This window comes from Pseudomonas sp. FP2294 (genome assembly GCF_030687625.1).
Lineage (GTDB): Bacteria > Pseudomonadota > Gammaproteobacteria > Pseudomonadales > Pseudomonadaceae > Aquipseudomonas > Aquipseudomonas shahriarae.
Genome location: NZ_CP117441.1, coordinates 2,359,291 through 2,375,681, shown reverse-complemented (window position 1 = coordinate 2,375,681; position 16,391 = coordinate 2,359,291). Strand labels below are relative to the sequence as shown.

10 protein-coding genes are annotated in these 16,391 nt (G+C 60.0%); 7 read left to right on the top strand and 3 right to left on the bottom strand.

All coding sequences use genetic code 11. The features are described from left to right. Positions 1-132 precede the first annotated feature (132 nt). Complete coding sequence (locus tag PSH73_RS10405; protein ID WP_120732622.1) at positions 133-1,566, top strand: PLP-dependent aminotransferase family protein; 1,434 nt, start codon at positions 133-135, stop codon at positions 1,564-1,566. A 29-nt stretch (positions 1,567-1,595) separates the two neighbouring features. On the opposite strand, the gene PSH73_RS10400 is transcribed toward PSH73_RS10405, so the two are convergent. Next, positions 1,596-2,225 carry a DNA-3-methyladenine glycosylase I gene (locus PSH73_RS10400; RefSeq protein ID WP_057439667.1) on the bottom strand — a complete coding sequence of 210 codons (630 nt, stop codon included), beginning with the start codon at positions 2,223-2,225 and terminating at the stop codon, positions 1,596-1,598. Between the two features lie 232 nt (positions 2,226-2,457). Between PSH73_RS10400 and PSH73_RS10395 the strand changes: the two genes are divergently transcribed. The 3 genes from PSH73_RS10395 to PSH73_RS10385 all read left to right on the top strand — a co-directional run bounded on the left by PSH73_RS10395 (position 2,458) and on the right by PSH73_RS10385 (position 5,253). Then, positions 2,458-3,768 (top strand): C4-dicarboxylate transporter DctA, encoded by a 1,311-nt coding sequence (locus PSH73_RS10395; protein ID WP_057439668.1) that lies wholly within the window; start codon positions 2,458-2,460, stop codon positions 3,766-3,768. A 90-nt stretch (positions 3,769-3,858) separates the two neighbouring features. Next, positions 3,859-4,560: a FadR/GntR family transcriptional regulator gene (locus PSH73_RS10390; RefSeq protein ID WP_057439669.1), complete on the top strand. Its 702-nt coding sequence runs from the start codon at positions 3,859-3,861 to the stop codon at positions 4,558-4,560. Between the two features lie 15 nt (positions 4,561-4,575). Further along, positions 4,576-5,253, top strand: a complete 678-nt coding sequence (locus PSH73_RS10385; protein ID WP_200657002.1) for a GntR family transcriptional regulator — start codon at positions 4,576-4,578, stop codon at positions 5,251-5,253. 300 nt (positions 5,254-5,553) lie between these two features. Here the strand turns inward: PSH73_RS10385 and PSH73_RS10380 are convergent, their stop codons facing one another. Beyond that, positions 5,554-6,516, bottom strand: coding sequence for an IS110 family transposase (locus PSH73_RS10380; RefSeq protein WP_076965387.1), 963 nt, complete (start codon positions 6,514-6,516; stop codon positions 5,554-5,556). Positions 6,517-7,724: 1,208 nt separating this feature from the next. After that, complete coding sequence (locus PSH73_RS10375) at positions 7,725-12,584, bottom strand: NAD-glutamate dehydrogenase (protein WP_057439671.1); 4,860 nt, start codon at positions 12,582-12,584, stop codon at positions 7,725-7,727. Between the two features lie 527 nt (positions 12,585-13,111). Between PSH73_RS10375 and PSH73_RS10370 the strand changes: the two genes are divergently transcribed. From PSH73_RS10370 to PSH73_RS10360, 3 genes are all read left to right on the top strand, one after another. Next, positions 13,112-14,716, top strand: coding sequence for a dermonecrotic toxin domain-containing protein (locus PSH73_RS10370; protein WP_128593917.1), 1,605 nt, complete (start codon positions 13,112-13,114; stop codon positions 14,714-14,716). A 94-nt stretch (positions 14,717-14,810) separates the two neighbouring features. Further along, positions 14,811-15,164, top strand: a complete 354-nt coding sequence (locus PSH73_RS10365; RefSeq protein ID WP_057959831.1) for a hypothetical protein — start codon at positions 14,811-14,813, stop codon at positions 15,162-15,164. A gap of 262 nt (positions 15,165-15,426) precedes the next feature. After that, the gene (locus PSH73_RS10360) at positions 15,427-16,386 is read left to right on the top strand and encodes a MoxR family ATPase (RefSeq protein WP_057959832.1); all 960 of its coding nucleotides are present in this window, start codon (positions 15,427-15,429) and stop codon (positions 16,384-16,386) included. The last annotated feature ends 5 nt before the right edge of the window (positions 16,387-16,391 follow it).

Below are 16,391 nucleotides of genomic sequence, written 5' to 3'. Positions count from 1 at the left end.
AGACGTCGGCCTAGCAAACATTGATGTTGACTGACCCACTGCTTTCGCGAGCAAGCCCGTTCCCACATTTTTGATCGGCGCGGCCTGTACATACGAGTAACCTTGGCAGAATTGGCCGCCTCGGAATGAAACATGGAACTGCACGTCGTCATCCAGGGCCGCAAGGACCTGGCCGAACAGCTTTACCAGCAACTGCGCGACGCGATTGAATCAGGACGCCTGGCCGCTGGCGCGCAGTTGCCCCCCAGCCGCTTGCTGGCCGAGCAGTTGGGGGTGTCGCGCAAGACCGTGTCCGACACCTACACCACCCTGACCTACGAAGGCCTGCTGATCGGCAAGATCGGCCGTGGCACCTTCGTCACTCCCCATGCGCTGCGGCCAAAGGGCCTGCAAAGTGCGGCCGACCTGGCCTGCGCCGCCAACCTGGCCAAGTGGCAGGCCCTGCCCTCGCCCATGCGCCATCCGACACGCGAAAGCACGTTGCGCTGCGAGTTCATCGGTGGCGCCACCACCCGCAGCCTGTTCCCCCAGGACGAATGGCGACGTTGCACCCAGGACGCTCTGCGCCGCATTGCCAAAAACAGTGGTTTCTACGGCCAGCCCGAGGGCTTGCCGGCCTTGCGCAATGCGATTGCCGGGCATATCGCCTTTTCCCGTGGGGTCAACTGCCGCGACGACGACATTGTGGTGTGCAACGGTGCCCAGCAGGCACTGGACCTTATCGCCCGCGTGGTGCTGGAACCGGGCAGCATCGTCGCCATGGAAGACCCCGGCTACGCCCCGGCGCGCCTGCTTTTCGAAGCCATGGGCGCCACGGTGGCCGGCGTGCCGCTGGACGCGCAAGGGATCCAGGTCGAGTTGATTCCCGAAGGCACCCGACTGATCTACGTCACCCCGTCCCACCAGTTTCCATTGGGTATCCCCATGAGCCTGCAGCGCCGCGAAGCGCTGCTGAAACGGGCGCTGGCGCTGGGCGCAATTGTCATCGAGGACGACTACGACAGTGAGTTCCGCTACGAAGGCCGCCCCACTGACGCCCTGCAAAGCATGGATACACGAGGCATCGTCGCCTATGTCGGAACCTTCTCCAAGACCCTGCTCCCAGAGCTGCGCCTGGGCTACACGGTGCTGCCACCGGCCATCCGCGGCGCGGTACTCAAGGCCAAGCAACTGAGCGACCAGCACAGCTCGACACTGCCGCAATGGGCCCTGGCCAAGTTCATCAGCGAAGGCTATCTGCTCAAGCACATCCGGCGTTGTCACGCGGTCTACACCACCCGCCGCGAACGCATCCTCAGCCGCCTGGCCGGCGACCTGTCGCCCTGGTTCGAAGCCGTGCCCAGCGTGGCCGGGTTCCACTTGGCCGCACTGTGCAAAGTGCCCGTGAACATCCCCCTGCTGATCGAACGGGCGCGCCAGGTGGAAGTCGGCCTGTATCCACTGGACGTGTTTTTCCATCAGGCGCCGGTGCGTAGTGGCTTGATCTTCGGCTTCGGCGCCATCGAGACCCTGGATATCGACCCATCCCTGGACAAGGTGCGCGATATCCTGTTGCAGATTGGCTGAGGAGTAAGGAGGCCCTGCCAGTTCAGGACTCAGGGGCGCCTGAACTGGCGGCGCAGGTCTTCAATTGGCTGCCGACAGGCGCAGCCTTCCAGGTGGTCATTGACCATCCCCATCGCCTGCATGAATGCATACATCGTCGTCGGCCCGACGAATGTCCAGCCGCGCTTCTTCAAGGCCTTGGACAAGCGTACCGACGCCGGCGACGTCGGGTTGCCCGTCCAATAGGCCATGTCCACCACCGCCGGGCGCTCGTCGGCCGCCGGCTCGAATGCCCACAACCAGGCCGCCAGCGAGCCGTATTCATCCACCAGCTCGCAGGCCCTGCGCGCATTGTTGAGGGTCGAGAGGATTTTCGCCCGGTTGCGCACAATGCCAGGGTCGGCCATCAAGCGCTGGATATCCTGCTCGGTGTACTGCGCCACCCGGCGAAAATCAAAACCCTCGAACGCCCGGCGAAAATGCTCGCGCTTGCGCAGAATGGTGATCCACGCCATGCCGGCCTGGAAGCCTTCCAGGCAGATTTTCTCGTACAGCGCCCTATCATCGGCAACCGGTACACCCCATTCGTGATCGTGGTAATCAGGGTACTCGGCAGCGGCCGTTCGCCATGTACAACGGGTCAGTCCCGTTTCATCGGTTGTCAGTCCAGGCTTGTCCATGCATCACCTCAGCAGCCAAGCCGGGGATGATAAGCGAAAAATTTTCCAGACCGCCAACCGCTCAAGCATCACGGTTACCGAGCAACTGGTAAGACCGGACAACCTAAACAGCCCCTCCCCCCCTTGTAGTTTGCAAAAAACCGAGCGTAGACTGGCCGCGCACTGGACTTACCGGTAAGACCACAACAATTAAGCCCTGGACCCACCAGGGCACCGAATAGAGATCCTTCCCATGCTCAGATGGTGCTCGCGTTCGATTTTCCTGCAAGTCGTCATAGGCCTGATGCTCGGCATCGCGTGCGGCTTGGCCCTTCCCGAATTCTCCTCACAACTCAAACCCCTGGGTGACGGCTTTATCAAGCTGATCAAGATGCTGATCGGCCTGATCGTGTTCTGCGTGGTGGTCAGCGGCATTTCCGGTGCTGGCGACCTGAAAAAAGTCGGGCGCATCGGCCTCAAGTCGGTGATCTATTTCGAAATCCTCACCACCATCGCCCTGGTACTGGGCCTGGTGCTGGCCTTCAGTACCGGGATCGGTAGCGGGGCCAATATCCATCTGGAACAGCTGTCTTCCGCCGGCCTCAATGAATTGGCGGATCGTGGCCAACATATCAAGGGCACTAGTCAGTTCCTGATGGACCTGATCCCCAACTCGGTGATCGGCGCCTTTGCCGACAACAACGTACTGCAAGTGCTGTTGTTCTCGGTGCTGTTCGGCAGTGCGCTGAACCTGGTAGGGGAAGCGGCGTCGGGCATTTCACGACTGATCAACGAACTGAGCCATGTGATCTTCCGCATCATGGGCATGATCGTGCGCCTGGCGCCCATCGGCGTATTCGGTGCCATCGCCTTTACCACCAGCACCTATGGCCTGGATTCGCTACAGCACCTGGGCAGCCTGGTGGGTCTGTTCTACCTGACCTGCATCGCGTTTGTCGCGCTGATCCTGGGCGCGGTGATGCGCCTGTCGGGCCTGCGCATGCTGCCGCTGCTCAAATACCTGCGCGAAGAGCTGCTGATCGTGATGGGCACCGCGTCATCCGATGCAGTGTTGCCACAGATCATGCGTAAACTGGAGCACCTGGGCATCGGCAGTTCCACCGTCGGCCTGGTGATCCCCACCGGTTACTCGTTCAACCTCGATGGTTTCTCGATCTACCTGACCCTGGCCATTGTGTTTATCGCCAACGCCACCGGTACGCCGTTGTCGATGACCGATCTGCTGACCATCCTGCTGGTGTCGCTGATCACCTCCAAGGGGGCCCACGGCATACCGGGTTCAGCCCTGGTGATTCTGGCCGCGACCCTCACCGCCATTCCCGCCATCCCGGTGGTGGGCCTGGTGCTGGTGTTGGCCGTGGACTGGTTTATGGGGATTGGCCGTGCACTGACCAACCTGATCGGCAACTGCGTGGCCACCGTGGCCATTGCCCGCTGGGAAAAGGACATTGATCTGCAACGGGCCAACAAGGTACTGGAGGGGCAGCAAGGGTATGCGTTCCAGGCCAAGAAGCCGGTGTTGCCGGCTCACCAGGAGTTCTAGCGCAGATCGAATGTGGGAGCAGGCTTGCTCGCTCCCACCGTTAATCGTCGCCATTTTTACCGTTTGTGTTTGCAACATAAGGAGCCCGGCGTGATCAGCACCTCAACCGTCGTCAATTCAGTCGTAGAAAAACTACGCGCCGCCCTGGCCCGAGGCCAATGGCGGCGTGGGGAAATGCTCCCCGGCCAGCGCGAACTGGCCGAACAATTGGGCATCAGCCGCCCGAGCCTGCGCGAAGCCGTGATCGTCCTGGAAACCCTCGGCCTGGTGCGCTCGATGCCCGGCAAAGGTGTGGTCGTGCTGGAAACCAGCGTCAACGAGCCCCAAGCCCATGATGCCGTGGCCGACGCCAGCCTCGCCGACATCCTGCAACTGCGCTACACCCTGGAGCCGTTTATCGTCGGCCTGGTGGCCCAGTCCATCACCAGCAAGGAAATCGGCCAACTGCGCCTGACCCTGATGGACATGCGCGAAGCCCTGGACGCCAACGACAGTGAAGCGGGGATGAACGCCTACATCGCCTTCCACGAAGAACTGTTCGCCCTGACTTCCAACCCGATCTTCCAGAACGTGGTGCAGCAGACTAGCAACGCCCTCAAGCAAAGCGCCCAGGTGTTGCGCAACTCCCCCGAACACCTGGCCGAGCGCCTGCAGGAAAACGAAGCGGTGGTGCGCGCGATCCGCAGCAAGAACAGCGCCCAGGCCAGCGCCGAAATGCGCCGCCATATCCTCAACGAAGGCCAGCGCATGGGGACCGCCCTGAACATTCCCGACGACCATCTCGGCAACTGACTCTGGAGGCTGGCCATGAGCGCTCATGCCCTGCAACGCACTAACGTTGTCACCGCCCCGCCCCCCATGCGCCTGGTGCCCGGTAAACGGCCCTCGGTGGATGACCTCTACCCACGGCTGTTCGATGCCATCCTCGAACAGCGCATCGTGCCCACCAGCCGCTTTACCGAAGAAGGCCTGGCCGAACAATTTGGCGTCAGCCGCAGCGTACTGCGCCGGGTCCTGGCGCGCCTGGCCGAGCAGCAAGTGATCATCCTGCGCCCCAACCTGCGTGCCCAGGTGGCGGCGCCCGATGCGCAGCAGGTGCAACACATTCTCGAGGCGCGGCGCTTGATGGAAGTGACCGTGGTGCAATTGGCATGCGCACAGGCCAGCCCCGGCCAGATGCGGCGCTTGCGCGAACTGGTGGCGCGCCAACGGGCGTGCGTCGAACAGGGCCAGCAAGGCCCGGCCATCCGCCTGTGTGGCGAGTTTCACCTATTGCTGGCGAGCATTGCGGGGAATCGGCCACTGGCGCAGTTTCTCAATAGCCTGGTGCCGTTGACCTCGCTGGTCATTGCGCAACAGGGAGCGTTCGCCGGGACCTGGCGTGAGCAGTCGGAGATGATCGAGGCACTGGAGCGCAGGGATGGGGGCACGGCCGTAAGCCTGATGACCCAACATCTGGATCATCTGCAAGCACAACTCTCGTAAGCCAATGGAGATTCAACTGTGGGAGCTGGCTTGCTTGCGATGGCGGTGGGTCAGCTGCCAGCAACAGTGACTGGACTGCCTCTATCGCGGGCAAGCCCGCTCCCACAGGGGATCTGCGCGGCGCAGAGAATGTTGGTACCACCACAAATCAAATGTGGGAGCTGGCTTGCCTGCGATCGCGGTGGGTCAGCCGCCAGCAACAGTGACTGGACTGCCGCTTTCGCGAGCAAGCCCGCTCCCACAGGGGACCTCACTGGCGCAGAGAATGTTGGTACAACCACAAATCAAATGTGGGAGATTCTATGGTTTTGGGGAAGCCCCCAAAACCGCTTTTGACTGGTATTCGCTCAGGTTTTTCATGAGCGAAAAGGCGATGCGCGCCAGCTTGCGGCCAATGATGACCAGGGCTTGAGTCGTTTTCAGGCCCCTGGCCAGATAACCCTCGTATAAAGGTTTCCAGGCTTCTGACCTGATACCTGCTGACGCCGCGTTATGCAGCAATCTGCGTATCTCTGAATCTCCCTTCTTGCTCAATGAGCGGCGTCCGCTCATTTGCCCAGAATCGGATACTCTCAAGTCCATTCCCAAGAACGCGATGTAAGCGTCAGCACTTTCAAATTCTCCTCGCTGAAACGCCATTACCAGGGCAACCGCTGTCAGAAAACCAATGCCCTCGACGGCTTGGCAGCGCTTGACCTGATGCAAAAGCCCCGCCTCAGTAACAGCATCTAATATCCTTTTCTCAATGAGCCCCTCATGCCTATCAAGACACGCTGAAATGCTCTTGGACGAGGCCTTGAGTGATGGCTCGCCCGCCCAGCTCTGATTCAGCGCAACACGCATTTTCACCAGCGCTGCGCGTCGACGCAGCAAGCTTTGAAGCTTGGTATAAATCTTCGGCGGCGGATTCCAGGCGCGTAAATCAGCCTGTTCATTCTTCAAGTAGCGAGCCAGCAACTGCGCATCACTGAAGTCTGTTTTAGCGCGACCACCTGTGCCTTTGCGGTAATGGCTAAGGCGATATCCATCAATCACGTAAACGATATGGCCCATCGAATGAGCCAAGTTGACGGTATCCACGTGATAGATATTGGTGGCTTCAATTGCGATGGCGCTGCCCGCAGGCAAAGACTTCAGCCATGCCTTCAGCTCGCTTTTCTTGTTCGATACGATCTTTGTTTCAGCAGTTTCACTTTGATAAACAACTACTTCGGCTTTAGCGACATCCACTCCAATGATTGATTGCGAGACAGTCATTGCCATGAGAAAAGCTCCGGGTTAGGGTTTACGGGCTTGTCGGGGCTTCACCGTTGCGCTGGCTTGCTTCTATCGTCGGTCATGGCCGATGCATTCCTTATCGGCGCTTTGGTGAAGGGGTGGGACGAAGTCTCCCACGGTCTGTACTGGCTAGAGTCAGATGCTGGCTTTTAGTCCCACCACCCCTACAAGTCTAACCATACAAGCTGGCTTGCCTGCGATGGCGGTGTATCAGCCGCCAGAAACAGTGACTGGACTGCCGCTTTCGCGAGCAAGCCCGCTCCCACAGGGGATCTGCGCGGGGCAGAGAATTTTGGCCCCACCACAAATCAAATGTGGGAGCTGGCTTGCCTGCGATGGCGGTGTATCAGCCGCCAGAAACAGTGACTGGACTGCCGCTTTCGCGAGCAAGCCCGCTCCCACAGGGGATCTGCGCGGCGCAGAGAATTTTGGCCCCACCACAAATCAAATGTGGGAGCTGGCTTGCCTGCGATGGCGGTGGATCAGCCGCCAGAAACAGTGACTGGACTGCCGCTTTCGCGAGCAAGCCCGCTCCCACAGGGGATCTTCGTGTGGCAGAGAATTTTGGCCCCACCACAAATCAAATGTGGGAGCTGGCTTGCCTGCGATGGCGGTGGGTCAGTTGCCAGAAGTAGTGACTGGACTGCCGCTTTCGCGAGCAAGCCCGCTCCCACAGGGGATCTGCGCGGGGCAGAGAATTTTGGCCCCACCACAAATCAAATGTGGGAGCTGGCTTGCCTGCGATGGCGGTAGATCAGTTGCCAGAAGTAGTGACTGGACTGCCGCTATCGCGGGCAAGCCCGCTCCCACAGGGGATCTCACTGGCGAAGAGAATGTTGGTACCACCACAAATCAAATGTGGGAGCTGGCTTGCCTGCGATGGCGGTCGATCAGTTGCCAGAAGTAGTGACTGGACTGCCACTATCGCGAGCAAGCCCGCTCCCACAGGGGATCTGCGCGGGGCAGAGAATGTTGGCACCACCACAAATCAAATGTGGGAGCTGGCTTGCCTGCGATGGCGGTGGGTCAGTTGCCAGAAGTAGTGACTGGACTGCCGCTATCGCGGGCAAGCCAGCTCCCACAAGGGGCACCAGGGGCAGCAAATTTCGCATACACCCCACATTGAATCGAGTGAAAACAAAAAGCCCCGTCTCTCGCGAGACGGGGCTTTGTTTTAACGCGCTAGCAGCCGATTACAGCACCGCTTGACCACTCATGGCCAGGTCCAGCAGTTCCCGGTTGGCCACCGCGTACATGGCGTAGTCCGTGCCGACCGCAGCCCGAATTTCCACCATCATCGCGCGCCAGCGTTCGACCATGCTCGCGTTCTGCTCAAGCCACAGGGCCACGCGGGCTTCCATGTCTTCTGGCGCATCGGCCATTTGCAGAACCTTGATGGTGATCGCCCGTTGCTGCCAGTCCACGTCATCGCGGAAGGCTTCGCGGGCCTGGGCCTGCCAGTTGTTGCCCACCGGCAGATCGCTGATCTGCTGCAGGTACCACGGCAAGTCCAGGGCGCTGCCCACGGCGAAGTAGGCCTTGGCCACATCGGCAGCGCTCTGACCGGTAACGTCAGCAGCCTCGATGATCGGCAGCAAGGTGTACAGGTGCGTGGTGCCGGCAACCATGCGCGCCAACAGCTCAGGCACACCGGCTTCGACATAGGCCTGGTAACGGTTCTGCCAGCCTTCGCGGGTCGGGCCTTCCAGCAGTTCGTCGAGCTTGAGGCCCAACGCCGCCAGGTGCGGACCGAAGTGCGCCACATCACGCGCGGCATCCTGCTCGTTGCGACGGCTGCGCAGGAACCAGCGGGTAGCCCGACGGCCCAGGCGCATCAGTTCGTCCATCAGCGCCAGTTGCACTTCAGCCGAGACCTGGTGATCCAGGGCTTCGATCTGACGGAACCAGTGCGGGAGGTGGAAGATGTCGCGCACGATCACATAGGCGCCCGCCACGTTCGCCGGGCTCATGCCGGTCGACTCTTTGAGGCGTTGCACGAAGGTGATGCCCATGTGGTTGACCAGGTCGTTGGCGATCTGGGTGCTGACGATCTCGCGCTTGAGGCGGTGGCGACGCATGGCCTCGCCGAACTTGGCCACCAGGCTCGGCGGGAACGCGGTCTCCATGTCGCGGGTCAGGTAGTCGTCATCCGGTACCAGGGACTTGAGCAGCGCTTCCTTGAGGTCGATCTTACTGTAGGAAATCAGCACCGACAGTTCCGGACGGGTCAGGCCCTTGCCGGTCGCGGCGCGCTCGACGAGCTGCTCCTCGGTCGGCAGGTACTCGATGGCGCGGTCCAGCTTGCCGCGGCCTTCCAGGTCGCTCATCAGACGCTTGTACTCGGCCGCACGCTCGTAGGCTTTGCGCGCCGCCAGGGACAGGGCCTGGGTCTGCTTGTAGTTGTTGCCCAATACCAGGCTGCCGACTTCGTCGGTCATGCTCGCCAGCAACTGGTTGCGTTGCTTGTCGGTCATGTCGCCAGCCTGCACCACTTCGTTGAGCAGGATCTTGATGTTCACTTCGTGGTCGGAGCAGTCCACACCACCGGCGTTGTCGATAAAGTCGGTGTTGGAACCGCCGCCATTGAGGCCGAATTCCACGCGACCCAGCTGGGTCATGCCCAGGTTACCGCCCTCGCCCACTACTTTGCAGCGCAGCTCGTTGCCGTTGACGCGCAGCGCGTCGTTGGCCTTGTCGCCGACATCGGCGTGGCTTTCGGTGCTGGCCTTGACGTAGGTGCCGATACCGCCGTTCCACAACAGGTCCACCGGCGCCTTGAGCAAGGCGTTCAGCAGCTCGGTCGGGGTCAGCTTGTCGGCCTGGATGTCGAAGCGTTCTTTCATCTGGGGCGAGATGGCAATGCTTTTGGCGCTGCGCGAGAAGATCCCGCCACCTTCGGACATGATGCTGGTGTCGTAGTCCGACCAGGCCGAACGCGGCAGCTCAAACATACGCTGGCGCTCGATGAAGCTGGTTTCCGGGTTCGGGTTTGGATCAATAAAGATGTGCAGGTGGTTGAAGGCCGCGACCAGTTGCAGCTTGTCGGACATCAATAAGCCGTTGCCGAACACGTCACCGGCCATGTCGCCGACGCCGACCACGGTAATGCTGTCTTTCTGCACATTGATGCCGCGCTCACGGAAGTGACGCTGCACACCGACCCACGCGCCCTTGGCGGTGATGCCCATTTTCTTGTGGTCGTAACCGGCCGAACCACCGGAGGCAAACGCATCGCCCAGCCAGAAGCCGTAGTCGATGGCGATGCCGTTGGCGATATCGGAGAAGGTCGCGGTGCCTTTGTCGGCCGCCACTACCAGGTACGGGTCGTCGTTGTCGTGGCGGACCACGTTCAACGGCGGCACCAGGGCACCGTCTTTCAGGTTGTCGGTAATGTCCAACAGACCGGAAATGAAGATGCGGTAGCAGGCGATGCCCTCGGCCGCGATCTCGTCCCGGCTGCCGCCCAATGGCAGGCGACGCGGCAGGAAGCCGCCCTTGGCGCCGACCGGCACGATCACCGAGTTCTTCACCTGCTGGGCTTTTACCAGGCCCAGCACTTCGGTGCGGAAGTCTTCTTCACGGTCGGACCAGCGCAGGCCGCCACGGGCAACGTTACCAAAGCGCAGGTGCACGCCTTCGACCCGCGGCGAGTAGACGAAGATTTCAAACTTCGGCACTGGCTTGGGCAACTCGGGAATAGCGTGGGGGTTGAACTTGAAGCTGAAGTACGACTTGTTCTGGCCGTTGGCATCCGCCTGGTAGAAGTTGGTGCGCAGGGTGGCCTTGATCAGGTCCAGGTAGCGCCGCAGGATCCGGTCTTCGTTAAGCACCTGCACATCGTCCAGGGCGTTGAGGATCGCTTGCTCCAGGCGCTGCTGCTTGTCTTCCAGGTCGTCGGCAGTGAGCTTGCGCGCCAGGTAGAAGCGCGTCTTGAACAACCGGGTCAACTCGCGGGCGATGTCGGTGTGGTTGTTCAGGGTGCTGGCGATGTAACCCAGGTCGAAGCCCAGGCGGATCTGCTTCAGGTAACGGGCATAAGCACGCAGCAGCGCCACGTCACGCCATGGCAAGCCGGCAGTCAGTACCAGGCGGTTGAATGCATCGTTCTCGGCATCGCCATTGACGATGTGCACGAACGCATCCTGCAGGGTGTCGTTGAGCTGCTGGATATCGAGGTTCAGGCCTTCGGCGGCGGTGAACGCAAAGTCATGGATCCAGAACTCGCGGCCATTGGCGTGGCGCAGGCGGTACGGGAACTCACCGAGCACGCGCAGGCCGAGGTTCTCGAGGATCGGCAGTACATCCGACAACGCCAGCGGAGTGTCAGCGTGGTACAGCTTGCAGTGCAATTCCTGCTGGCCGGTCACGTGGCCCAAAGGCTGATAGAAGCTCATCACCAGTGGCTTGGCTTCGGTCAGGTTCAACAGGTGCTGCATGTCGACCACGGCCGAGTGCGCGGCAAAGCGCTCGCGGTAGCCTGCCGGGAAGCCTTTCGGAAAATCCGCCAGCACGTTGGTGCCGTGGGCTTCGCCGAAGCTCTCGACCACCAGGCTCGCGTAGTCGTCCTGCCAGCTGCGGCAGGCCTGCACCACTTCTTTTTCCAGGAGCAGCGGGTCGATATCCAGGCGGTTCTTCGGATCGACCCGCAGAATCAGCTGGACACGGGCCAGTACGGACTCGGAGAAGAACGTCCAGAATTCGCAATCCGAGGCTTTCAGGCGATCCATCAGCACTTGCTGGATCTTCTGGCGCACTTCGGTGGAGTAGATATCGCGCGGCACGTAGGCCAGGCAGTAGCAGAAACGGCCGTACGGGTCTTTGCGCAGGAACACGCGGATCTTGTTGCGCTCCTGGATCTGCACGATCGACATCACGGTGCTGAACAGCTCGTCCACCGGGGTCTGGAACAGGTCGTCGCGGGGCAGCACTTCAACCACCTGGGCCAGCTCCTTGCCCAGGTGCGCCTTGGCCTGGAAGCCCGAGCGGCGCTCGATTTCCGCGACCTTGCGGCGGATATAAGGAATCACCCGCACGCTTTCGCCGTACACCGAGGAGGTGTAGAGGCCCATGAAGCGGCATTCCTTGACGACCTTGCCGTCAGCATCGATCTGGCGGATCGACACGTAGTCAGGGTAAGCCGGACGGTGTACACGGCTTGGGTGCGCGGCCTTGGCGAACGACAACACGGTCGGCTCGCGCAGGTAGGCCACGGCGTAATCTTCGATGCGCAGGTCTTCAGCGGTGAGGCCGGCGCGCAGCAGTTTGGTCAGGCCGAGGAAGGAGTTGGCGTCATATTCCAGATGACCGCCGTCCTTCTCGTCACGTACCACAAATTCTTCGTAGCCGAGGAAGGTGAAGTGGTTGCCCACCAGCCATTCCAGGAAACTTTTGATCTCGGCCTTTTCTTCACCGTCGATGGTCAACGGGCTGTTATCGATGCTGTCCAGCAACTCCTGGACCTTGGCTTTCATCGGCTCGAAATCAGCCACGGCCACCCGCACTTCGCCCAGTACCTGCTCAAGTTCCTTGCTCAGGACGTTCAGCTCGGCGGCGTTGGCGCAGCGGTCGATCTCCAGGTACATCAGGGATTCTTGCAGGACGTCTTCGCCCTGGGTGCCCTTGGGCAGGATTTCCAGCAACTCGCCCTTCTTGCCACGGCGCACGCTGAGTACGGTGGTTTGCAGGGTATGGATGCTGTAGCCGCGACGGTTCAGCTCAGTGCGCACCGAATCCACGAGGAACGGCAGGTCATGGTGCAAGACCTCGACCGCAGTGTGGGTCGACTGCCAGCCGTGGCGTTCGTAGTCGGGGTTGTAGACCCGCACTTGCGGCTGGGTGTGATCAAAGCGCTCAAGCAGGCGCCAGGCAGACAGGGTGCAACCGGCCAGGTCGGACATGCGACGCTGGGTCAGCTCGTCCAGGGAAATGATGCCGAAGAATTGTTCAGCGAACAGCGCCACTTGTGGCAGTGCCTGTTCACTGATGTGCTGCGCCAGTGCCGCTTGCAGTTGATGCTGGAAGTCGGCTTTGCTGGCTGCGGTGAAGAACGCCATCTGTGGTACTCCGCTTGGGCTTGTTATTGATGGAAGCGTCGCGTGTTGTCCCCTGATGGGGAGGCCGTCATGTCTGTTCGCAGGTGCTGATGATAAGCACCATAGACGAATCAGGGTGACAGGTGGGTGAAGCTGGACAAGACCCTGAGGTCACATTCGACGTCCACTGGATGCACCACCGGCGGATGACGACACGACGGGCAGGCCAGAGTCACGCAGAAGGTACACCCGTTGCGCAGCTTAACGAGTGCGGCGAGCAGGCTGCTTACTGCACTGCGACATATTCGGTCAACACCCGGCAATGGGCGGTTGCACCAAGAGCAACCCCTCCCGCCAGTAAAGGGGTGGCTAGCGATTGAAAGTGGGTGGCCATGCAGGCACGGCGAGAGTGCTGACAGGTAAATATTCATACACTCGTACAATCTAATTCCCAGCTCCACGCAGGAACCGTATTTCAAAATTCAGTCACTTAGTGTGCGTAGGCAGTCATACCCATAAAGGCCCTATTACCACTCAACGAGGCTCAATTGAACGTACACTCTTCCGCCCTTAACGTCCCACCCGGTGGGAACCGTGGCTCTTTCTTCCAGCCCACTGCACGATCAAGTTCGGACAATGCCCCCGTTGCCTCCACGCCGCACTTTCCGGTGCCCTATTTCAAAGCGCCCCTATCCAGCAACAAGGCCGTCGAACAACTCATCAGCCAGTACAAGCAGCCCAAGACGGCAGATGAAATTACATCCATGGAAGTAAAGCGTCAGATAAAGGAAAAGTTCGGTAAAGATATTGACCCCGATAACACCTACTTAGTGAGCATTCAGTATGATCACCGCACCAATACCCCACCTTACAGCGGGGTCATTGTTCAAAAAATATCCCTGACCCAGGCAGCGAGGCTCAACCAGCAGGAAGAGCCTGACTTCCACGGGGCGATACGTTCAAAAGAGGACGGCCCTTTTGAAATAAGGAAAAGTTCAAAACATACAGATAAGCCTGACGCCTTTGGTAGGTTCCCGCGCCCAAATGAGACAGGGTTCACCAGCCACTTTCAAGGGATTTACACGGAGCCGCAGCAGGGGTCTGCGAATACCTATGATGCGAGCAACAGGGTCGATATCCCGGCAACTGAGTTCAAACAGATGGTATGGGATAACAGTTATAAATCCCCTTATGACCAGTACCTTAACAATTACTGGAACGGCAACTCCCGCCATGCCTACTCCGAAGCGGCGAGAGGCGCGTTTTTGAAAGCGTCACACGTTCAACACCATGACAAGTCTCTTACCGAAAACGATCGCCAGATTGCCATGGGTGTCGCGGGCATGCCGGCCGACAAAAGTTACCTATCCCTTAATCAAAATGACCTGACACAGCCCTACAAGGCTGACCCGAATCTGGAAACCAAATTCCTCACATTCAAAGGTTTCCCCATGCGCGCTTTTTACACCCAGGATAAGACCACGGGCAGGGTCTTGTTGTATCTACCTGGCCAGGCGTCTCCGTTGAAAGGCTTCGACTCCAAGAAAGAAATGAATAAATGGCTGGCCGAGCAAATGAAAGATCCGCAATTCGTCGAGAGTTTCAAACTTTACTTCCGCCCCGAAGACCTCGGTAATGAATTCCTGTCCAAAGGCATTGATGCACTCGTAGACAACACCCGCAATGTACTTAACGGTGACCTTCCTGCCTCCACGCAAGAAAAGCTCGGTTATTTTGACGAGGGTGGCCTATTCGATGGCCAGGTTGTCCAGGGAAGTCCATTCGAGGAACTCCAGCATCGCACCGAGGTAGACCTGAAAAGCGCCACTCGTTTTCAATTCGTCCTCAATCGCGACGTCAACGCAAAGACTGCGTTCAAGTACTTGAACTGGGCAAAATATGGGCTACTTCTTTTAGCCCCACTCGGAATCGCTTTCCCGCCGCTGGGCATTGCCCTGACGGCCACAAGCACAGCGGTGGGCACCGCGCAACTCGGCATTGGCATAGACAGCTATATCCACAGGCGCCCTGGGGCAGACAAGCTCATTGGCGAAGGTTCCGTGAAAACCCTTCTTCCTGTGTTCACCAGTGGTTTGGGGAATGCCTTTAAACCGTTAAGCAGCGCAATCAGTGCCTGGGCCTCCAAAACCTGATGCCCGCTTGATACAAAAGCCGACACAAAGCCCGATGCAATGGCAGAATCAAGGCCTGCCGGCCTTGAAGCCGCCTTTCCAGACAGGACTCTACATGCAACTGACCACCACCCACCTGCTCGCCACCCCCTGCGACGACGAAGAAGACAACATGGCCATGCTCTGCTGCCACGGTACCCATGGCGAGATGTTCATGCTGTCGCGTTATCCAGATGAGGACGAGGTTGAACTGACCTGGGACTACGAGCCTTCGACCCTGGAAGGCTTGAAGATCACCCTGAGCGCGACCACCCTCCTGGTGGAAATCGGTGCGGCGGACAAGGACGCATTGGGCGGCAGCGACCACCTGCAGATCAATCACGGTACCGCTGAGGCGGACTTGGCCGAGGTAGAAGAAACCCTGCAGAACATTCTCAAGGGCACTGGCACTTATATCCGCACGCCTTGATGGGCACCTGCTAAATCGCCATCGCGGCAATGCGGCGACCCGACAAGCCCGCCCCCACCTGTGGGAGGCCGGGCTTGTCGGGTCGCCGCATCGCCGCGATGAGACCCTTATAAACGCCAAAAACCTCAGACCTTTCCTACAGATCGCAAAAAAATACCCCCTGGTTCATTAGTCGCCAGCCCCTCCAATGCATTAAAGTAGGCCCCCCAGGCCTTGGCATTTTTCCCAATCCCCAGGCTCATCTTTCCAGGAACCGTCCTTGATGGAACATCGTGAAGCGCTGCTCGCGCTGCGAACCTTTCTTTCTACGCAGATTCTCGGCCAGGAAAAACTCATCGAGCGTTTGCTCATTGCCCTGCTCGCCGACGGCCATATGCTGGTAGAGGGCGCTCCCGGCCTGGCCAAGACCAAGGCCATCAAGGAGCTTGCCGAAGGGATCGAAGCACAGTTCCATCGTATCCAGTTCACCCCCGACCTGTTGCCCGCCGACATCACCGGCACCGAGATCTATCGTCCGGAAACCGGCAGTTTCGTGTTCCAGCAAGGGCCGATCTTCCACAACCTGGTGCTGGCGGACGAGATCAACCGTGCTCCGGCCAAGGTCCAGTCGGCCCTGCTCGAAGCCATGGCCGAGCGCCAGGTCAGCGTCGGGCGCAGCACCTACGAGCTGTCGCCGCTGTTTTTGGTAATGGCCACGCAGAACCCCATCGAGCAGGAAGGCACCTATCCCCTGCCCGAAGCCCAGCTCGACCGCTTCCTGATGCACGTCAAGATCGGCTTCCCCGATGCCGCCGTGGAGCGGCGCATCCTGCAACAGGCCCGTGGCGAAGCGCTGAATGGCGAGACAAAGCCCGAGCGGCGGGTCAGCCAGCAGGCGATTTTCGCCGCGCGCAAGGAAATCCTCGGCCTGTACATGGCCGACGCCGTGGAGGAATACCTGGTGCAACTGGTCATGGCCACGCGCACCCCGGCCAAGTTCGACGCGGAAATGGCCGAGTGGATTGCCTATGGCGCCAGCCCCCGGGGCTCGATTGCCCTTGATCGCTGCGCCCGCGCCCACGCCTGGCTGGCCGGGCGTGACTTTGTCAGCCCGGAAGATATCCAGGCGGTGCTGTTCGATGTACTGCGCCACCGCATCATTCTGTCGTTCGAGGCCGAAGCGGCCGGCATCGACCAGGACCGCGTGGTGCAGCGTATTCTCGACGTCGTAGCCGTCGCTTGATCTCC